The sequence below is a fragment of the Chryseobacterium lactis genome, assembly GCF_003815875.1.
Taxonomy (GTDB): Bacteria; Bacteroidota; Bacteroidia; order Flavobacteriales; family Weeksellaceae; genus Chryseobacterium; species Chryseobacterium lactis.
In genome coordinates this window covers 5,037,546-5,058,547 of sequence record NZ_CP033924.1, presented here as the reverse complement: position 1 = coordinate 5,058,547, position 21,002 = coordinate 5,037,546, and the positions used below count along the sequence as shown (strand labels likewise).

The window sequence follows — 21,002 nt, the reverse complement described above, 5'->3', positions numbered from 1 at the left end:
ATCTCATGAAAAATTTTAAATATTTATACACATGCATTCTCGCATCTTTCTCATTGTATTTTTCGATTTCGTGCGAAAAATTGATTGACGTTGATCTACCGAATAATCAGATTGCCAGCAACGAAGTATTTCAGGATCTTCAAACAGCTAACGCTGCATTATCGGCTTTATATGCCGATGTAATGTCAAATTCCCCGATTTCAGGAGTGAATCTTGATGCCGCCCTAGGCGTTTATACGGATGAACTGGATGAATTCAGTACAACGATTACTCCAACTAGGGAACTTTATCTAAACCAACAAACTGACACGAATCAAACCGTATACAATATCTGGGTTTCATCTTTTAAACATATTTATACAGCTAATGCTATTATTGAAGGTGTTGATAAATCTAACGGGATTTCAATGTCCGACAAAAAGTATTTGAAGGGAGAAGCTTTATTTATTAGAACGTTAATGTTTTTTTATTTGAACCAACTTTGGGGGGATATTCCATATCCTGAAACAACGGATTACACAATAAATCAGATTTTAAATAAAACACCTTCAAATGATGCATTGAAAAAAATGGTAGAAGATCTTCAACAGGTCCTGACACTATTGCAGGATGACTATCGAAATGCTGAACGGATATATGCCAATAAAATGACAGCAAGGCTTCTACTGGCAAAGATCTATATGGCACAGAAAAATTGGAATCAGGCAGAACAATTGTTAAAAGAAATTACCCAATCTTCGCTTTATCAAATAGAAACCGATATAACAAAAGTATTTCAAAAGTCAGGTAAACACATTCTTTGGCAATTAAAACCTATTAATAATGCTTCTCTGAAACAGGCTACCTTATACTATTTCTCAAATGCAAAGCCTAGTTCTTATGCGTTGAATATGAATCTCGTAAACTCCTTCAACTCTAATGACCTAAGAAAACAGCACTGGATGGCGTCAGTATCCTATAATGGATCAATATGGTATAGAGCTGAAAAATACAAAAATCGCGATAATACAAATGCTAATGAGTATTCTATCATATTCAGGGTGGAAGAAGCTTATCTTTTATTGTCAGAATCTTTGGCTCAGCAGAGTAAACTCACCGAAGGGCTTATTTATTTAAATTCGATAAGACAAAGGGCAGGTTTAGCGGCATTAACCAACTTAAGCCAAGCTGATCTCCTTAATGAAATCCTTTTGGAAGATAGACGTGAATTCTTTACTGAAACAGGACATAGGTTTCTTGATCTGAAGAGAATGGATAAACTCAATTTATTGTCAACTGCAAAGCCTAACTGGAAGGATTTTCATAAACTTTGGCCGATCCCCCAAAATGAAATTCTCCTCAATCTAAATCTCAAACCTCAGAATAATGGCTATTAAGATCAAATATTTACTGGTTTCCATAATTCTTAACGGCTTCATATTTATACCTGCTCAACAGCAGGGGGATACCTTAACCCAATGGAAGGCAAAATTTGCAACATTGGGCGGGGTTCCCAAGATTTCATCTGAAGGAACATGGATAGGAATCAATAAGCAGTATAAACTTGGTGGTGATTCGGCTTATGTTGTTAGCACAAAGGACAAGACAATACATAAAATTGTATCGACGGGAGTTTTGGACTTTCTTAATGAAGAAGGGGTTTTTGGGAGAAAAGCCGATCAATTACAGTTTCTGAACCTTAAGACTGGTAAAATATACCAATATAATAATGCCAGCAATTATTATCGGCTGGATAATTTAAATAGATATGCCATTTACTCCAGAGATAAGCACCTTATTTTTTATGATCTGACGGGCAATCAGCTACAGGAAATGGCAGACATTGATGGTCTTATGGCAACAGACTCAAAAAGTAAGCTATATGTTGTAAGGCAGAGTGAAGGAAAAGCCAAGATCCTTGAAACAACGGGTAAAAGACAAGAAATTGTATATTCAACAGAAAATCGAATATCAAAGATCGAACTTACGCCATCAGGCAAACAGCTACTCATTACAGAAGTTCAGATTCAGAAAGGACATAATCAATTGACTATACTCGATTCAGAACATGACTATAAAAAGGTAATTCAATTAAACGTTCCAAGCAAATCAGAATTAAGTTTGACGGAAATTCAAAATGGAAAGTACTTTCTCATCAATTCAAGGGTAAGATTCTCCGAAGAGCAGTCTTCCTTGGTTGACATATGGTATGGCAATGATCCATTTGTCAACCTACATAAAAGAATGTACGTAAATAACGAATACTGGTTATGGGATACGATAGCGAATAAACTGCAGTCATTAAAAATTCAGGAGAACCATGTACTTGAATCTTTAAATAATGCTCGATATTTTCTGACCTATCTACCTAGAAAAGATTACAATTTTAATACGTTTACGCCAGATATCAATGATGCCTATATATTTGATATATCAACAGAAAGTTTAACAGCAATCGGCAGCTTAAAACAAATACCTACTTTAACAAAAGGTTGGAGACCCGACTTTGTGGGAAATAGGTTTTTTTGTTCCAAGAATGGCAGGTTGTTCCTAGCGAGCAATGATGGTAAAAATTGGTCCTTGTTCAGTACTTCGGGCAAGAGAGAAGCCTTAATAGAAAAATTTGGTCTTGAAAAACCTGTTTTTACGGCAAACAGCAATCAAATTTATTTTGAAAGCAGTGACGACCTCTGGAAATATGACATCAATAGAAAGAAGTTGACCGCTTTGGGCATTGCAAAAGGAAAAAAAGTTGAAATTAAAAATCAAACTAACGAATTTGGTGAAAGTACATTAAATTCATTTTTACCGGAAGATTCCATATTGCTGGAAGTATATGATAATTATTCAAATAAAACTTTTTACAATATGTACCGCAAGGGAAAATGGAAAGAGGTTGTACCGGAAACAGAAAACAGGATTGACTCTGATCATCTACTTTTCAACAGAAATATGACATCCTTTTATACGTTGGAAAGAAATTTCAACCAGCCTCCTACATTGTATTCCTATGTCAATGGACATAAAAATAAATTGTTCAATGCCGGAATTAAGGATGTTGAAGCACAAAAGATCAAACAGAAAATTTATAATTTCAAAGCTGTTGGAAAAAATCTAAGGGGTATTTTATACTATCCAATAGACTATGATCCAAAGGGAAAATATCCAATGGTAGTCCATATCTATCAGGTACAACGGACTTTAAGCAATGATTATCTTTCTCCAAATAATGTATCACCTGTAGGATTCCAGATCAGGACTTTATTGGAACGAGGGTATTTTGTATATCTCCCCGATATAGAACAAGGCAAGGATGGCCCCGGCATGTCAGCTTTAGAATGCGTAAATAGCGCGCTGGATGCTTTATTGAAAAACCCTCTAATTGATCAGGATAGAATCGCGCTTTTAGGACATTCGTATGGTGGTTATGAAACCAATTTCATCGCCACACAATCGCAGCGCTTTAAGACATATGTATCAGGAGCAGGTTTCAGTGATCTGATCAGCAGTTACCATTCTTATAGTTATCAGTATGTTAAACCGTTTTATTTCTTTTATGAAACTGGGCAGTTCAAGATGGGAGACTCAGTGGCTGAAGATAAAGAAAAATATTTACTGAATAGTCCTATTTTAAATGTTGAAAATGTCAAATCACCAATTTTATTATGGGGAGGAAAGAAGGATGAAAACGTGCCATTGGACCAGGTTATGGAATTTTATATTGGTCTTAGACGTTATCAAAAACAGGTGATAGCCCTTTTATATAAAAATGGTAATCACGATTTTCTCCATCATCCTCTCGAGGAGAAAGACAGGGACGAAAAGATCTTAGAATGGTTCGATTATTTTCTGAAAGATATAAAAGATGTTCCATGGATCAATAAGCAAATAAAAAAGAAGGCGCCTTTTTAAGCGCCTTCTCTTCGAACTTATGGAGTAGTTCTGAATAGTTCTTGTGAACATTGTGTTTCACTATCCATAAACTCATGTAAACGCGAAGTACCGTCTCCATCCCAAGTACAAACAAATCCGCTTGTGGCATTACAATCTTGTTGTACCTGAACACATTTGTTATTCTCATCAATACGATAAGTCGGAATTACTTTAGAGGCTTTACTTGCCAAATTGGTAGCGAAAGCTGCGCCTGCACCCATTGCTACAATAAGTGCTGGCAATAATATTTTTTTCATATTAAGTGTTTATTGGTTTATGCCTAATCTTTTCAAGGTTTTCGGCAATCCCTTTTTTGGGTTCCTTATCAACAGGCTGCTCCCTGAGCGGCCTGTTTCGTTTTGAATTCACGTCAAAAGCACCATCCCGGATTTTATAACGAACAAGTTCATTTCCAATAAGGACGAAAAGGTTGTTGTCCTGAACGATCATTGCAGACATTGGTATATTATTTTTATGTCGAATGTAAAAACTACCAATATATTGCTGTTGATCAGTGCTGTATACATCAATTATGGAAGATGTTTTCCAGGATTTTGAGGGCTCATGTTTGCCTTTCAGGTTGGATTGATTAAATAATAAATTACCCGAAACCAGTGAACCTTTATTTACGCTAAAAGGCGGAGCACTCATTTTATTATTGCCATTGGATAAACGTACTACAGAAATTTTTGCACGGCTTGTTGTATCAATGGTATTTAGACGATTCAATATCTTGAAATTGTTATCCATCACAATGTACTGGTTGCGATAGACATAGGTGTAGACCAGTTTTCCGCTCTGACTATCAGAACTCAAAATTCCATCCACATCAAAAATTCCGTCAATCTGTTTTTCTAAAATATCCGGTTGCAATTCCAGTTTTTTATTTTTATCTAAATCCAGTGAGGCTAGAATATACCGTTTATCAGACCTCCGCTGAGTTCTAATGGCAAATCGCATTGAATCAAGTATGGCAAGCTGATTAAAATATGCATCACCAAAGCTTATTGTTTTTGCTAATGAGTCCTCCAACTTCCCTTGATAAATTACTGGTACAGAACCATCGTACATATAATAATATGGTTTACGGATTGTTAACTTTAAGTTTCGGAATACATGATTTTTATTGTCCAATTTTACCTTTATATCTGACATCCCTCTTAGTGCGGTGTCAATTTTTGTTATGAAAAGCGGTGCAGTTGTATTTCCCAAATAGATATTTCCATCCTCCAACCCAGCAAAGTAGTAAGAATTTACTCCCAGGTCATAAATCTGTTCTTTAACAAGTGGATGCGGTACAAATCGCCTTGTAAAATTATTCTCCTGCTTAATAATGTGTTCGGAACTTAAAAATAAGCATACAACAATTCCACAACTGACAATACTTATGGCAATAGATTTGGATATGGGTAAGATCAGTCGATTTTGTGGATTCTGTTTTCTTTCCCTGTAAAGAATTGCTGTAAAAATTAGTATCACGACCACGATATTAAAAATCAGGTGTTCAGTCCACCCTAATTTTTCTAATATTCCGCCGCATGAACACGGAACAAAATCACTATAATTTATTATCAGATAAATATAGATAGTAAAAGCTGTCATTAAACCCAAAGAGCCATATAACGCAAATAATTGATAATCTGGAACACAGACATAAACTGCCAACGCAAATTCAACTATAATTACGGCATAGGAAATAAATCCGGCATAGGCACTCAACAGTGGGGATTGCGCGAGTTGAACCTGGAAATTTTCAAAATCCAAAAGTTTACTCATAGCTGCATATACAAAAAGCAGCGCTATGAAATAAGCTACAATACTTGCATAGTCTTTTGCAAAATATTTTTTCATCACAATCGGTTTAATGATTATCTATAACCAAATTTCAAAAACCTTTCTTGAAAAAAAATATCTTGAATGAGCTAATGTATTTCAAATAAATGCTTTTTTATTATAAAAAATTCCTACTAATAGGAATTTAATTATCGATACTATAATATTTGTTTGAATCTGGGTAAGTCATCCAGCACGATTTTATAATGTTGATTATATATTCTGTAGAGGTTTAAATAATCTCCAAATTGATTATTATAAGCAATTTCCTTTTTGTTCATATCCGAAAAAAGAATATCACGGTTTGCCCCGATCATCTTTAGTTTGATATAAAATTGATAAAAAGTATCCTCTAGATAAATCTTACAGTCTTTCTGGAACTTCTTATAATTACGATTAAATGATGTTACAAAGTCTTTTAACGAACTTCTTACCTTTGCATCATACAGATCAAGAAGCCTTCCAATATAATCAAGATCCTGCGCAATTATATCAATTAAAATTCTCGGTATTTCAAATTCATGAAGCAGAAATCTAATCGTTTTTCCATAGGAGTCAGTCGCTGCAATTCCTGTCAATAGGGCTAAATTATGGGTTTTAGGATATTGGGTGTGAATGGGAATAATGCGGTTTTTGACATCATCTTCGATTTCTTCAATAACAAAGGATAAACCAGATAAAATTTCATCTTCTTGTGCTTTATCGAAATCCTTTATTCTTCGTTCAATAAGGCAAGATTTTTTTACTAAATCCAAATCTTTGGGCAGAAATCCGGTTTTTTGAAAAAATTCAATGTAGTAATCCATGAGTTTATTCAACTGCAGTTGAATCACATCAATTTTGTTAGCGTGAAATGCAGGAGAGACCCAATGAAGTTTTGAAAACTCTTCAATCGCGTCCTTTAACGTACTTTCTACCAATGCTAATAAATAAGTGTTCATAATTATTGGCCAGTTAGTATAACAAATTTCTTATAGAAAAGAAAATCCAATATTTTACTAAGTAATGAAATAATTTTGATTTTCTAAGAAAAAAATAAAATTAATCTTTGTTATATTAACCCTTCAATATCCTAAGATTCCTTTTTTATCAAATGAGATAAAGATGGATCATTACTTATACGATCTAATTCCCGTTCAATAATTCCGTTAATGTCGGCTTTGATCTGTTTGTAATTCCCATCAATTACTTCTTGCATATTGTCATTACCATTTTCATCAATAAACTTGGTGATTTCGGGTATTTTTTGATATGATTTTGTCTCTGCTGCAACCTTTTTATTGTCCACGACAATCTGGGCATGAAATATTTTCTGATCAATGCGTTCATCGAAGTTGTCTGCAACTGATCCCACGAACATTCCTTGGGTTAAGGTGCTGATCTTCGACGCAGGAATTAAACTGTCAAGTTGTGTGGAAATGGATGTCGATTTGTCATTACGGTTTATTGTCATGCTTTGCCTTTTCTGCAAGACCTTTCCAAAACGATCAGAAAGAGTCTTTGCAGTCTCTCCAACAACCAGACCACTTACTATATTACCTACCAAGTTTTGTATCACTTTACTTTCTTTATCACCATAATCTCTGGTTAGCTGCGAGAAGTCCTGAATACCAAAGAGAGACGAAATTTTTAGGGATCTGGCGTAGGAAATGTAATCCAGTCCACGTATATATATTGTAGGTAACTCATCAATGATAATGGAACATTTAAGTTGATCCTTTTTAGAAATTAGTTTAATAATACGAGAATTATACAATCCTAAAGCAGCCGAATAAATATTTTGACGATCCGGGTTGTTGCCAACACATAGTATTTTTGGTTCCTTTGGATTATTGAGATCTAGAGTGAAGTCGTCGCCTGACATAACCCAGTATAATTGCGGGCTGATCATTCTTGATAAAGGAATTTTTGCGGAAGCAATTTGTCCCTGCAATTGGTCCTGGGCGCCGCCCTCCCAAGCATCCATAAAGGGAGAGATATAGTTTTCCAGTTCTGGATATGAAGTCAATATGGTAAATATATCCTCATACTTTTTGTTTAAAAGCTCTATAGCATGTGGGAAAGTACAATATCTGCCATTATCATAAATTTTCAGATACCAAATAATTGCAGCTAATAATATTATTGGTGAATCGACAAAAAATTCGCCCTGCTTAGTTATCCAGGACCTATTGAGGTTCAGCATAATTGTGTACGCAGACTCATATGCATCAGAGATGTCCGTCATAAATTTGGGATTGATTGGGTTACTTCTGTGACTTTCGCGGGGATTATCAAAATTGATTACATAGAACTTTGGTTTTACCTTGTAGCAGTGAGTATTCCTTAACAGGTGATTATATGCTATAGTTGAGAGATCTGGGAATTTAAAGTCATAGATATACATCGCAAAACCCTTCTCAATATGCTGTTTGATAAAATTATTGACGACGGCATATGATTTTCCCGATCCGGGGGTTCCCAGTACGATTGTCGCACGAAAAGGGTTAACAATGTTGATCCATCCATCATTCCATTTTCCTTTATAATAGAATTTAGTTGGTAAGTTTACCGAATATTCGTTCTCCATCAATTTGGTTTCCTGCATGAAGCTTTCATTTTCGCTATTAAAGACATCATCCATCAGATTGTTCTTTAAAAGCCGGCTTAGCCAAATACCACCTACCATCAATGAAATATATCCAATACTTGTCGTAAGAATGTATAAAAAGAAGCCTATGTCGGGAGAAAGTAATAGTAATGATGTGTTTAGAAAATAAAATACAAATCCTACTAATAAAATGGTATTAATTTTTGTCCAGGTAATTTTTTCATTTTTCACTCCTTTCGTTCCCAAGCAGCTTAATGCAAGAAGCAGGAATGCAAAAGCCTTCGTATAAAGAGTATGTGAAAATAAACCTGCCGTCCTTTGGAAGTTGCTTAAAATTCGGTTGACCACCTCTATGTTCCAGCCCTTGTCTGCAAATGCACTATAACAAAACCAATAAAAATGCATAAGTATCAGAACGATACTTACGGCCCTCATAAAAGCAATAATTTTTGCTAATCCTCTTAAATCATCATCTCCTTGCATATCTGAAAAATTAAATTTGCAAGTGAAATTATTGGGAATCTGTATCCGTTGATTAAATTGGCTTTTCAGGGAATTTTAAGGATTAATTTGGCATTATTAGTTATGTTTTTGACCGAAAACATATAATAAAAAAACTGCTATCAAACAGGTCTGTAGCAATTCTTTGGATTTTCAATAAGGTGATGTAGGATGCTTTTTATTAGAGATTATAAATTCAAGTTCTTTTTAATCCATTCACTAATAATAGCTTTGATATCGTTATAAAGATAATCATAGTCAGTACTATACGCAAAGTCATCCGTTAGATCATATTTTTTAAATATATCATCGCAGACATTCAGCATTTTTAGAGAAAATGGTCTTATCTCTTCATCAACAAAAAAGGTGTCGAATTCGTAGGTGACAACTTGAAAAATTGTATTGAACTTGGAAAAATATAGAGCTTCAAAAAGAATAGAATTTGCGATTCTCTCAGCTTCTTCTTCAGTATTTTTACCTTGAATAGCACCTTCATAAGCTTTAAAAGCCCAATTTGAACGTTGAGAAATAAATTTAGAATCGTAAGCCTTTTCAGGATAATTGGTGTATAGTAATTCTTGAAGGTTTGATCTAAAATACGAGAGGTTTTTAAGTAAAATATCCATATAATATAATTTTTAATGGATAAACTTAAAGAAGTAATATGATACCCTTCAAAATGTGGCAGTGATTGGTATTTTAAGGATAAATTTGTCTCAAAGGAAGCAATTTTTAATTTCTATTACCATTGGAAAAGATGCCTCTGACTTACCTCATGATCTGTTCGTTATATATGCATTGCGCACTGCATATATACAAACAGTTTGATTAGTTTTTGATTTTCCACTGTCCACCATTTTTAGGAGGTGGATCTTTATAGTCAATTTCTGCCGCATCAAATTCACCTGAATTCGATACTTGATTTAGACTATCCGCATTTCTGTTGGATAGTTTACTTATTGATTTTTCAAACTTAAAGTCCTGCTCTAAAGCCTGATCATCGTCCTGCTGTCTACAGGAGTGCATAAAAACAATTCCCGCTAAAATTGTAATTATTGATGAAATAATTGAGATAATCTTTTTCATAGTCATAATATTTAGAAGATTTATCCCCGGGGTTTTAATAGAATTCTGACTTCGAAATTATTGGACTTTTCTCGCTCTGAAAACCTTTGTATGGTGCGCTTCTAAAATAATTATGTTGTATTTCTAGAAAAATAACATTCGTAATTATTTATGTTTCTGGATGTTGACCTAGATATTGCTTCCATTTAATGTTTATTCAATAAAAGGTCATATTTGGGTGATTTTTTTTAATTTTATATGAAAGTCACCTAACCATGAAAGCCTTCCTTAAACTTTATATAATATGTTTTTCGTTTTTTTTCACGATGTCTTTGAAAGGACAGAATGATGAAGAGTTTAGTGAATACTATCTTCTGCGAAAAAATTATGAGGGACTTTCAGAAAATGATGAACATGCGCTTCAGTTTATAAAGCAGTATATAGCCAAAGCGAAAAGAGAAAAGAATTACGAACAATTAATTCAGGGGTATTTGGATGGTATTTTGTACTCATCACACCCAGAACAGAAATTAAAATTTGCGGATAGTACAATTTATGCCTCAAAACTCACTAAAAATAATGAAAAAATAAGCGCTGCATATTTGGAAAAGGGAGTTGTGTATTATTTCCAGTATAAGAAGTATAATCTCGCATTAGATGAATACATAAAGGCATATCAATACGCCAAAAATAGTACAGATTATTTTTATAACAATAGGCTAATCTATCTTATGGGTGTTGTCAACAGTTATATGGGAAATTATAATGAATCCCTGGAACAGTTTAGAACCACGAGTGAATTTTTTAAAAGTGAATCTAAAAAACCTCAACATCCAAACCTCATTTACAACAATTTAAGAGGTTATTTTAATTCTATCCATCAAATGGCAGTATGTTATAGAAATCTTGGACAGTTTAAGCGTTCGGATTCATTAATTGCTGTTGGTCTATTGCAGACATCAACGAGCAAAGAATATATGCAGGAATACAGTTATTTTTTGAAAGAAAAAGGAATTCAGCAATTCAGGAATAGAAAATATGAACAGGCAATCTCATCCCTAAATTCCTGCATGAAATCCATTTCAGCTGTCAATGATTTTGCTTGGTTAACGGTTTGTTATTCTTACATTGGTAAATCATATCTTGCCCTTGGAAAAGAAGATCAAGCTGCAACATATTTTAAGATGGTGGATTCCGTATTTCAAAGACATAACTTCATTTTACCAGAAGTAAGAAATAACTACGAATCTTTGATAAATTACTATAAGACCAAAAAAGATCTTCATAAAGAATATTTTTATACAAAGCAATTATTAAAAGCAGATATAGTCCTTAATAGGGATTTCAGATATCTTTCTTCTAAAATTCATAAAGAATATGATACCCCGTTATTGCGGGAAACAAAGCTTAGTTTAGAAAAGGAGATTTCCAAAAGTAAGTGGACAACTTTAATAATTATAATTTTGAGCTCTTCCGTGATATTGTTCATGATAATATGGCATCAATCTCAAAAGGATAAACTACTTAAAGCCTATTATCTTCTAGAACAGAAAATTTTAAATAAAGTTGAGGAACCAAAGCCTGAAGATTCTTCTCCCATAAATAATTCGGTTGACCCTTATATTCCCCAACAAATAATAAATGAGATATTAAAAAAACTGAAAAAATTTGAACAGAACAATGGTTTTATAGAAAAGGGCTTAACATCTAAAGACCTTGCAAAAAAGTTTGATACAAATTACAAATATCTCACAAGTATTATCAGAGAATCTAGGGGAATGAATTTCACCGATTACTTGGCTCACCTAAGAATAAATTATATTACAAACAAACTATATAATGATAGGAAATATCTGTCATATACCATTATAACTTTAGCCGAGGAATGTGGTATAGGGTCGCGTCAGAATTTTAATGAAAAGTTTCTAAAAATTAATGGTATTAAAGCCACAACCTTTATAAAAAAAAGACGGAAAGACTTAAATTTCGATGATGATCCAATAGTAGAAATTCCCCTATGATGCTTTTTAAAAGTATATTTTCAAAACGCTTTCAGTCCTTTATAAAAATTATGATTTTTAAAATTTAGAAATAATAGCTAATTTTATAAATTATAGCCACCTAAAGATGAAGAATGTTGAAAATATGGCCTATGAAATATTACTGCAGGGACTGCGGAATGGAGATCAATATGCCTTTCACCAAATCTTCCAAACATTTCACAAAGCAATAGTTTATTTTGCTTCTAAGCTTTTACCTGAATACAATTATTCTGAAGCTGAGGAAATTGTACAAGATGTTTTTGTCAAGCTTTATGAAAAGAGATCAACTTTTAATTCTTTTGAAAATATTAAAGCATTTCTATACATAGTAACAAAAAATGCGTGTCTGGACAAGATTGCTAAAGAAAAAGTTAGATCTAATCGCTTTGGTAGATACATTCAGGATTTTGAAGAATCAGAAGAAAGTATTCTTCAAAATATTATTGATGCTGAACTTATTAGCCAATTGGGAGCTGAAATTGATGCACTTCCTGAAAAGTGCAGGATTATAATGAGGCAGTTTTTAGATGAAGATAAAAATGCAAAGGAAATCGCAGATGATCTCGGCATAAGCGTAAGTACTGTCAATAATCAAAAATCCAGAGCCGTCTCTATCATAAAAAAACGGCTTGGAAATGCCGGAATCGCCCTTTTATTATTTTATTTATAAATTTTTCAATTTTCTTTAGAGAAACCTATACTATTTCCCGTTTCTATATTATAAACGCGGAATCATGGAAAGGAAAGATGTTTACATCAGTTTTGAAATAAGCAATATATTAAAAAAAATCGTTCAGGAAGAACCTTTGACTTTTAGTGATCATTCAACTTTAGAAACTTGGTTATTAAAGGATGAAGGGAATAAAATATATTTCAATAATTTAAAAAATGAAAATCTTGTCGCTGATTCCATAAAGAAACTTTATAATACTGATTCAAATGTTCAATTCAAACTGATTGAACAAAAAATCAGAAAGAAAAGAAAATTAATGCTGTTCCGAAAAATGAGCATTGCTGCTGGATTCATAGTCGTTTTCGGAACGTCAATTTGGTATTTAAACTATAAGTCGGGTACGCAAGAACCAACATTTAAAACCATAGAAAACGACATCTTACCGGGCTCAAATAAAGCTACTATAACTTTTGGGAATGGTAAAGCTATTAATCTGAAAGAAACGGAAGGCATTTTGGTAACTCCCAGCGGCCTAACCTATAGTGATGGGAGTTCTATAAATGATTCAGAATTCATCGGATCAGCAATACTGAAAACCCCGAGAGGTGGCCAATATAAAATTACCCTTGCAGATGGTTCTAAAGTTTGGCTAAACTCCAATTCGTCTTTAGAATATCCAGTAAAATTTTCAAACAATAATAGAGAAGTCCGATTAAATGGTGAAGCTTATTTTGAAGTTCATCATGACCCAAAACATCCATTTCTCGTCAACACAACTCTCCAAGAAGTTAAAGTTCTTGGAACAACCTTTAATATTCGTGCCTATGAGGACAAACAGTATACGACTCTCGTTCAGGGAAGCGTAGAAATTAAATCTAATGGCTCTACATTTACCAGAAAATTGAAGCCCAATGAACAGGCTATAATTGATCATTATAGCCTTTCCATTAAAAATGTCGATGCTCTTGATTTTATCGGCTGGAAGGAAGGGTTGATAAATTCGGGAAATATTTCTCTCGTGGAACTTTCAAAGGAAGTTGAACGTTGGTATGATGTAGACTTCAAATTTCCCCAAAATTTCAAAAATTCAGAGAGTGCAGATTTAAGCATTAACAAAAATGAAAATCTTTCCACTGTTCTAAAAGTAATAGATAAAACATACGGTGTAAAAACTGAGATTCACGGAAAGGAGGTGATCATCAGATAAGAACGTTTCATATGTGTTTATGCCCGTAGTTCGTAAGAATATACCGTCCCGAGGTCCAGTCGGGACGGCTGCGGGTTTTTAAAAGTTAAATAAAGCAAATTACTAACCCTAACTCAAATGTAATGAATAATACCATTATCGACAATGGTAAACCGATTTCTATTCCCCTATGGAAACGGAAAACCAATGAAAAACAATTAGAAAAAAGACAAGTCATGAAAAACCTAATATTTTTTATATTGATTATTTTTCTCGCTTGCACAAAACTTACTGCACAAAAAATAACATTGATCCAAAAAGATGCACCTTTCAGGACTGTTATTCGCCAGATTAACCAGCAATCGGGCTATTCTTTTTCAATAAATAGCAGGCATATGAAGATTGCTAAGGCTGTCACTATATCTGCAAAGGAAAAAGATCTAAAAGCGGTTCTAGATGAAATCTTCAATGACCAACCGTTCGATTATTCTATTGAAGGAAAAATTATAGTTTCTGTCGATAGGGGGAAGGAAACAGGTTCTAAAAACCCAATAGATAAAGATCAGACTCCCATAAGAGGAAAGGTTTCTAATGAACGGGGTGAACCGTTGTCCGGAGCTTCTCTTCGAGTAAAAGGAAGCAATGTAAACTTTATGACAGATGCAAATGGAATTGTTATGATCCCTGGTTCATTAAAGGACGAGGTACTTCAAGTTTCATTTATCGGTTATACACCAGTAGAAGTTCCTGTAATAAATTCAGGTAATATTATTATGCATCAAAACGATAATATTATTGGAATAGTAGATGTTGTTTCGACCGGATATCAAAACATACCTAAAGAACGAGCAACGGGCTCATTTGTCCAAATAGATAACCAATTATTAAACAGACGTGTTAGCACGAATATTTTAGACAGACTGGACGGTGTTACAAGTGGATTGATTTTTAATAAAATTTCAGGTCCAATAGGGTTAAATCCTCCGAATGAAAAATTAGGAATAAGCATAAGAGGAAGAGTTACAATTGATGATAAAGTTAGCGCTGATCCTCTGGTTGTACTTGACAATTTTCCCTATGAAGGAGATATTAATAATATAAATCCAAATGATATTGAAAGTATCACAGTACTTAAAGATGCTGCTGCAGCTTCGATCTGGGGTTCGAGATCTGGGAATGGTGTCATTGTAATCACTACCAAAAAAGGAAAATTTAATCAACCCTTAAAGATTGATTTTAATTCAAATTTAACCGTAGGGGCAAGGCCAAATTTAAAATATTCAAGAAATTTTCTTAAATCCTCTGAATTTATAGATGTCGAAACGTTTCTTTTTAATAAGGGGTATTATGATCCCAATTTAAACGACAACAATTACTATCCTGTAATATCACCAGTAGTTGAGCTTTTATCGAAACAAAGAAATGATCCTTCAAATGAGAATATTACTGACCAAATAAATAGATTGAGAAATGTGGATGTTCGCGACCAAACATCCGAATATTTTTATCGTCCCAGTATGAATCAACAATATTCATTGGGTTTTAGAGGAGGTTCGGAAAAATCTATTTATTCACTTTCTATAGGATATGACAAAAACCGTAATACCTTGTTTGGTTCTGGAAACAATAGGTTTACTATTAATTCAACAAATACATATCATCCCATTAAAAATTTGGAAATTACAGGTTCTGTATTATATACAAAGAGTGAGAATAAATTTGGATATCAATACACTTCTCCGTATCCATATATAAGTTTTGTTGATGATAATAAAAATCCGCTTGCGGTACCATATGGAAAAAGAGACAGTTATCTTGAAAATAGCCAAAGTTTAGGCTTTTTAGATTGGAAATATAGACCCATTCAAGAAAGAGACCTTTATGATACCAGTACTAAAACTGATAACATCCTTATAAGAGGCATTGTCCGGTATAATTTCACTGATTTCTTAAATGCTGAAATTCAATATCAGCATGAAAATGAATTCGGAAATAATCGTGGTTACAGAAGTCCCGAAAGTTATGAAGCGAGAAATTTCGTTAATATGTACAGCCAGCGATCTAGTGAGGGCTCATTTACATACCCCTTTCCAAAAGGAGGAATTCTCTATTTAACAGACAGAAAATTGTATTCCAATAACTTCAGAACACAGTTGAATTTCAATAAAGAATTTTCACAAAAACATTTAGTATCTGCAATTGCGGGAGCTGAGATAAGAGAAATAGTAAGTGAGAGTACTGATAAAGCGTTGTATGGCTACAATGATGAGTTTGGAACTTCTGTGACTAATTTAAATTATAATATTCCTTATCCAATGAACCCATCGGCACTTGGATCAACGGTTCTTCCGTCTCCTCTTGGGAAAATTATAGGTAATACAAATAGATATATATCTTATTATGCAAACGGCGCTTACACGTATTTAGGTAAATATACTTTTTCACTGAGTGGAAGAAAAGATGGTGCAAACATTTTTGGAGTGAAAACAAATGATAAAATGACACCACTTTGGTCAACTGGTGTTGCTTATGATATCAGCAAAGAATCGTTCTATAAATTTTCGTTAATACCTTATTTAAAACTAAGGGCATCATTTGGATATAATGGAAATGTATATAATGCCTCATCCTATTTGACGGCAACCTATGATGTCAGCCCAATTACTGGACTACCAATTGCCTACATCACGAGTGCCCCAAACGCAGAATTAAGATGGGAGAAAATTAGAAACAAAAATCTAGCTTTAGATTTTTCATCTAAAGGTAATCGCTTGAATGGTTCATTTGAAATTTATGAGAAGTTGGGTACTGATCTTATCGAGGATGCTTTGTTAGCACATTCAACCGGGTTTTCTTCTTACAAAGGAAATGCCGCAACTGTTAAGACAAAAGGTTTTGATATTAATTTAAACTCAGTAAATCTTAATGGTAATTTTAAATGGAATACGACTATACTATTAAGTTATAATAAAGATAAAGTAATATCTTATGACACAAAATATACTTCGCAATATCTAACAAGTTCAGGGCTTAATATTGATGGTCCTGGAAGATATGGTTTATATATCAAGGAAGGAAATAGTCTTTTCGGAGTATATAGTTTTAAAACAGCGGGACTTGATCCAACAAATGGAGATCCTCAGGGATATTTAAATGGTGTTATAAGTAAAGACTACCTCAATATAATTACAAGTTCGAATAATGAAGATATTGTATATCATGGTTCGTCAAGACCAAGAAATTTTGGGGCATTACGTAACACTTTCTCTTTTAAAGGAATCTCTTTATCCGCTAACGTTACATATAAATTTGGATATTACTTTCGCCGAAGGTCAACCTCATTAAACCTGTCAGACGTTGTAAATAGCGGATATGCCAATCAAGAATTTCAAGACCGATGGCAAAACCCAGGAGATGAAACGCGAACTACAGTTCCCTCAGTCTTATACGAATTCAACTATAATCGCAATATTTTTTATCAAAGCTCTGAATCTCTTGTTGAGAAAGGAGACCATATAAGATTACAGGATATTAGCCTTAGTTATGATTTTAATAAGGAATTACTTAGAAATCTTCCAATTTCCTCATTACAAATTTATAGTTATATAAATAATATTGGTATAGTGTGGCGAGCAAATAAGAAAGGAATTGATCCGGATGTTAGTGAATATAACCTTTCCGGTTATAATTCCTACCCAAATCCGACAACAGTATCATTTGGTATTAGGACAACATTAAAATAAATGCAGTTATGAAAAATATTATAATCTATGCAATATGTACATTTATCCTTGTTGGTTGTAAAAAGCAAGATGAATGGTTAGAGAAAAAATCAAATAAATCAGATATTATCCCATCTACCGTTGAAGATTTTCAGGCTTTACTAGATAATACTGATGTGATGAATACCAAATACCCTGCAATTGGATTAATTGGTGCTGACAATTCCTATATTTTAGATCAAACTGCCATCTCTGGTGGTACATTACAAGAAAGAAATGCATATAAGTGGTCAAGCGACATTTATGAGGGAGAGTTATTTGCTCCAGACTGGACTTATCCTTACCAAGTTATCGAATATTCTAATGTAGTACTTGATGGCATTGAAAAAATTAAAAATATTAATGATACTCGAATACCAGAAGTAAAAGGAACAGCATTATTTTTTAGAGCTTTTGCATATTATCAGTTAGCACAATTATATGCGAAACAATACAATGAAAGTACCGCAGATTCAGATCTAGGGCTTCCCCTTAAATTAAATTCCGATGTAAATGATTTGCCAAACCGTTCCACATTAAAAGAAACTTATGATAGAATTATTAATGATCTTATTGAAGCCGAATCTTTACTCCCTCTGCAAGTCAGTTACAAAACTCGGCCTACAAAATTAGCGGCAGAAAGCATGCTTTCAAAAGTATATTTTAATATGCAAAATTATACTAAGGCTAAAGAATTTGCAGATATTGTCCTTTCTAAAAATTCAGAACTTATTGATTTCAATACCTTAAGTACAACTGTGAATTTTCCATTTCCTACTGTTCGAGGTAATAATACTGAAATTATATTTTATGCACAAACTATTTCATATACTTTTAACAGTAGACAGGAATTATGTGTAATGAAAGATTTATTTGATACATATGAAAATGAAGATCTTCGTAAGGCAATTTTTTTCAAAAAAAATACCAATGGCGCAATTAACTTCGGTGGTAGATATACAGGAGCAGGCGCACTATTTTGTGGAATAGCTACAAACGAGATATTTTTGATTAGATCAGAATCATTGGCTAGATCGGGGAATTTTGTTGAAGCAATGAACGACTTAAACAAGCTTTTAAAAGAGAGGTGGAAAAAAGAAAATGGACGAAGTACATATTCAAATAAAACAGCTTCAAATCCTACTGAAGCTTTGTTATTAATAATTAATGAGCGCAGAAAAGAACTACCCTTTACTGCCAATTTAAGATGGGAAGATTTACGCCGTTTAAATATGGATGATAAATTTGCAAAAAAACTAACACGTAATATAGGCGTAAATATCTACACTCTAGAAGCCAATAGTCCAAGGTATGTATTCCCAATCCCTCCTGTAGAAATCAATTTTCATCCATTAACTCAAAATATTCGATAATGAAAATGATAGTCAAATTTATAATATTAGGCATTCTTTTGGTAAATTATGCTAATGCTCGAACTATTCAAACAAATTCGAAAGGCGGCAATAAAGTGGCATATTTAAGAATTATCATAAATGACTTAACTAAAAAAAATAATATCAAATTAGCTTATTGGGATAACGGATGGGGTGCTAATTCAGGTGTTAATAATAAAAATTTAACTTCCAACTCTGGAGAAAGAATAAAAATTGAATTTAAGAACAATGAATCATTTTTGTATGCTGATTTATCTGTAGAAAATGGGCAGACAATATTTAATAATTATATAATTGAACCTGGTGATGATTTAACTTTTAATATTGAAAGGAACATTATTACTGTTACCGGAAAGGGTAAAGAGAAATATGAACTCTTTTTTGATATCCAAAAAGATTTAAAAAAATTGTCCGTTCAAACTTTAGATTCGGTTCGAAAGTTAGAGAAAATATATGGTTATGAATACTTTGCTTTAAGAAAAACTGATATTACAAGCTATGAAAGAAGGTTTGATAATGCTTTTGTCTCATTAGAAAATTCTAAGTTGACGGCTTTAGGTGCATTGGAAAAATACCGAGATAAATTATCTAAATCAATTTATTCATTACTAAAGGCTAATATAACGTTCAAGTATAAAAATGACTACCAACAAGCTTATATCTTTTATACTTCCGAAGCTAATGCTCAAAATAAAGAATTTGCTGATTCTTGTATAAATAAACTAAAGAAGATTTACTCTGAAAATTTATTAAAATTCGACCAAAAATTTGACAGAGATATTCTTCTGTATTCCGACTATTACTACGATTTTATATTAACTGGTTTACGGAAAAAAGACTTCCCTCCACCTCAGGCAGTTGCATTTCTTAGAAAGGATTTTAGCGGACTATTTCAGGATAGGTTGTTAACCTCATATTTACTTGTTAAAAAATTACAATCTGACAAATATTCTGATATTATTATTGAAGTTACAAATTCAGTTAAAACACCTTACTGTATTGACTTATTAACAAAATATCGCGATAGTTCTTTGGCAGGAAGCTTAGCATATAATTTTTCTTTGCAGGATACTCTAGGAAACGTCGTAAAACAAAGTGATTTTTTAGGAAAAGTTTTGTTGATAGATTTTTATTTTACAGGCTGCACAAATTGCCGTATTCTTAACGATCAAATGACTGAAATATATAATATCTATAAAGATAATCCTAAAATAAAATTTATTAATATTAGTATCGACAAGAGTAAATATGAGTGGATTAAATCTGTGCGAAGTTTAGAATATTCGCATCGAGGAAGTTTAAACTTATATACTAACGGAAATGGTTCAGAAGAAAAACTTATTAGTCATTATAATATACGTGGATATCCAACAGTATTAATTATAGATAAGTTGGGAAAGATTGCAAGTTTAAATCCGCCTAGACCATATGATGAAAAAAATAGGATGAATTTAATTCAATTAATAAACTCACTTCTTTAAAATTTTAAGCCTAAGGTTTTACCAATAGATATCATCTTAGGCTTAAACTGTTCTTATTCCTATTCTTCAACCCATCTAGCATTTGTGTGATAAGGTTGGAAATTATTAGGATCGGTATTACTACCGGACGGATTGATTTTAGTGTAATCACAGGTTTGACTAGACTGAGTTACACAATCCCCCGAAGGTCTACTTGATTTTAATTGGTAAGTAGAACCAATTAGCACATATTCTCCAGCAGCTTTATTACTTGCAGTAAATGCGCTTCCAACGGCAAATACTACTGCCGCACCTAATAATAATTTAAAATTTTTCATAATAAAAAGTTTTTGATTTGTTGCTTACTCTGGTTGAAGGTTTTCAGCTTCCCCTTATTTTGGACCCAATAATTTTAATTCACTTATACTGATCTAAATTATTCTAGCGGGTTATAAAGTAAATGATTGGACGAATTTATCTTGTTTGCTGGATGGTAATTAACATAATCATAAAATATCAAAATAGCTCTTTAGTTGGAGTATGACTTTTAATTTTCCACTTCAAGATATAATGGAGATTATAGTG

General features: G+C 33.0%; 15 protein-coding genes. 8 read left to right on the top strand and 7 right to left on the bottom strand.

The genetic code is table 11. The features are described from left to right. The first annotated feature begins 5 nt into the window (after positions 1-5). Together EG342_RS22495 and EG342_RS22490 are read left to right on the top strand one after the other, a co-directional pair. Positions 6-1,376 (top strand): RagB/SusD family nutrient uptake outer membrane protein, encoded by a 1,371-nt coding sequence (locus EG342_RS22495; protein WP_048506306.1) that lies wholly within the window; start codon positions 6-8, stop codon positions 1,374-1,376. After that, a complete protein-coding gene (locus EG342_RS22490; protein WP_048506305.1) occupies positions 1,366-3,891 on the top strand; it encodes an alpha/beta hydrolase family protein in 2,526 nt (841 codons plus the stop codon). The genes EG342_RS22495 and EG342_RS22490 overlap by 11 nt, the downstream gene beginning before the upstream one ends. Before the next feature lie 17 nt (positions 3,892-3,908). On the opposite strand, the gene EG342_RS22485 is transcribed toward EG342_RS22490, so the two are convergent. The 6 genes from EG342_RS22485 to EG342_RS22460 all read right to left on the bottom strand — a co-directional run bounded on the left by EG342_RS22485 (position 3,909) and on the right by EG342_RS22460 (position 9,922). Then, positions 3,909-4,169, bottom strand: coding sequence for a DUF6520 family protein (locus EG342_RS22485; RefSeq protein ID WP_048506304.1), 261 nt, complete (start codon positions 4,167-4,169; stop codon positions 3,909-3,911). A 1-nt stretch (position 4,170) separates the two neighbouring features. Next, positions 4,171-5,763 carry a DoxX family protein gene (locus EG342_RS22480; protein WP_048506303.1) on the bottom strand — a complete coding sequence of 531 codons (1,593 nt, stop codon included), beginning with the start codon at positions 5,761-5,763 and terminating at the stop codon, positions 4,171-4,173. 140 nt (positions 5,764-5,903) lie between these two features. Continuing rightward, positions 5,904-6,686 carry a hypothetical protein gene (locus EG342_RS22475; RefSeq protein ID WP_048506302.1) on the bottom strand — a complete coding sequence of 261 codons (783 nt, stop codon included), beginning with the start codon at positions 6,684-6,686 and terminating at the stop codon, positions 5,904-5,906. A gap of 131 nt (positions 6,687-6,817) precedes the next feature. Beyond that, a complete protein-coding gene (gene mobC / locus EG342_RS22470) occupies positions 6,818-8,818 on the bottom strand; it encodes a conjugal transfer protein MobC (protein WP_073060412.1) in 2,001 nt (666 codons plus the stop codon). A 206-nt stretch (positions 8,819-9,024) separates the two neighbouring features. After that, positions 9,025-9,462 (bottom strand): DUF1896 family protein, encoded by a 438-nt coding sequence (locus EG342_RS22465; protein ID WP_048506300.1) that lies wholly within the window; start codon positions 9,460-9,462, stop codon positions 9,025-9,027. 202 nt (positions 9,463-9,664) lie between these two features. After that, positions 9,665-9,922 carry a hypothetical protein gene (locus EG342_RS22460; protein ID WP_103290200.1) on the bottom strand — a complete coding sequence of 86 codons (258 nt, stop codon included), beginning with the start codon at positions 9,920-9,922 and terminating at the stop codon, positions 9,665-9,667. A 254-nt stretch (positions 9,923-10,176) separates the two neighbouring features. On the opposite strand from EG342_RS22460, the gene EG342_RS22455 reads away from it, so the two are divergent. The 6 genes from EG342_RS22455 to EG342_RS22430 all read left to right on the top strand — a co-directional run bounded on the left by EG342_RS22455 (position 10,177) and on the right by EG342_RS22430 (position 20,438). Beyond that, a complete protein-coding gene (locus EG342_RS22455; RefSeq protein WP_048506298.1) occupies positions 10,177-11,922 on the top strand; it encodes a helix-turn-helix domain-containing protein in 1,746 nt (581 codons plus the stop codon). A gap of 106 nt (positions 11,923-12,028) precedes the next feature. After that, positions 12,029-12,613 (top strand): RNA polymerase sigma factor, encoded by a 585-nt coding sequence (locus tag EG342_RS22450; protein WP_048506297.1) that lies wholly within the window; start codon positions 12,029-12,031, stop codon positions 12,611-12,613. Between the two features lie 64 nt (positions 12,614-12,677). Beyond that, complete coding sequence (locus EG342_RS22445) at positions 12,678-13,823, top strand: FecR family protein (RefSeq protein ID WP_048506296.1); 1,146 nt, start codon at positions 12,678-12,680, stop codon at positions 13,821-13,823. A gap of 122 nt (positions 13,824-13,945) precedes the next feature. Further along, on the top strand, positions 13,946-17,545 hold the full coding sequence (locus EG342_RS22440) for a SusC/RagA family TonB-linked outer membrane protein (protein WP_053082687.1): 3,600 nt from the start codon (positions 13,946-13,948) through the stop codon (positions 17,543-17,545). Positions 17,546-17,553: 8 nt separating this feature from the next. Then, complete coding sequence (locus EG342_RS22435) at positions 17,554-18,936, top strand: RagB/SusD family nutrient uptake outer membrane protein (RefSeq protein WP_048506295.1); 1,383 nt, start codon at positions 17,554-17,556, stop codon at positions 18,934-18,936. Then, positions 18,936-20,438, top strand: a complete 1,503-nt coding sequence (locus EG342_RS22430; protein ID WP_048506294.1) for a TlpA family protein disulfide reductase — start codon at positions 18,936-18,938, stop codon at positions 20,436-20,438. The genes EG342_RS22435 and EG342_RS22430 overlap by 1 nt, the downstream gene beginning before the upstream one ends. Positions 20,439-20,497: 59 nt before the next feature. Here EG342_RS22430 and EG342_RS22425 read toward each other — a convergent pair whose 3' ends face one another. After that, complete coding sequence (locus tag EG342_RS22425; protein ID WP_048506293.1) at positions 20,498-20,755, bottom strand: DUF6520 family protein; 258 nt, start codon at positions 20,753-20,755, stop codon at positions 20,498-20,500. Between the last annotated feature and the right edge of the window lie 247 nt (positions 20,756-21,002).

Bases quoted from the DNA above. Each gene is read 5' to 3' on its own strand.
- EG342_RS22485 (WP_048506304.1), bottom strand. From the start codon at position 4,169: ATGAAAAAAATATTATTGCCAGCACTTATTGTAGCAATGGGTGCAGGC.
- EG342_RS22435 (WP_048506295.1), top strand. From the start codon at position 17,554: ATGAAAAATATTATAATCTATGCAATATGTACATTTATCCTTGTTGGT.
- EG342_RS22455 (WP_048506298.1), top strand. From the start codon at position 10,177: ATGAAAGCCTTCCTTAAACTTTATATAATATGTTTTTCGTTTTTTTTC.
- EG342_RS22445 (WP_048506296.1), top strand. From the start codon at position 12,678: ATGGAAAGGAAAGATGTTTACATCAGTTTTGAAATAAGCAATATATTA.
- EG342_RS22430 (WP_048506294.1), top strand. From the start codon at position 18,936: ATGAAAATGATAGTCAAATTTATAATATTAGGCATTCTTTTGGTAAAT.
- EG342_RS22495 (WP_048506306.1), top strand. From the start codon at position 6: ATGAAAAATTTTAAATATTTATACACATGCATTCTCGCATCTTTCTCA.
- EG342_RS22465 (WP_048506300.1), bottom strand. From the start codon at position 9,462: ATGGATATTTTACTTAAAAACCTCTCGTATTTTAGATCAAACCTTCAA.
- EG342_RS22480 (WP_048506303.1), bottom strand. From the start codon at position 5,763: ATGAAAAAATATTTTGCAAAAGACTATGCAAGTATTGTAGCTTATTTC.
- EG342_RS22460 (WP_103290200.1), bottom strand. From the start codon at position 9,922: ATGAAAAAGATTATCTCAATTATTTCATCAATAATTACAATTTTAGCG.
- EG342_RS22450 (WP_048506297.1), top strand. From the start codon at position 12,029: ATGAAGAATGTTGAAAATATGGCCTATGAAATATTACTGCAGGGACTG.
- EG342_RS22475 (WP_048506302.1), bottom strand. From the start codon at position 6,686: ATGAACACTTATTTATTAGCATTGGTAGAAAGTACGTTAAAGGACGCG.
- EG342_RS22440 (WP_053082687.1), top strand. From the start codon at position 13,946: ATGAATAATACCATTATCGACAATGGTAAACCGATTTCTATTCCCCTA.
- mobC (WP_073060412.1), bottom strand. From the start codon at position 8,818: ATGCAAGGAGATGATGATTTAAGAGGATTAGCAAAAATTATTGCTTTT.
- EG342_RS22425 (WP_048506293.1), bottom strand. From the start codon at position 20,755: ATGAAAAATTTTAAATTATTATTAGGTGCGGCAGTAGTATTTGCCGTT.
- EG342_RS22490 (WP_048506305.1), top strand. From the start codon at position 1,366: ATGGCTATTAAGATCAAATATTTACTGGTTTCCATAATTCTTAACGGC.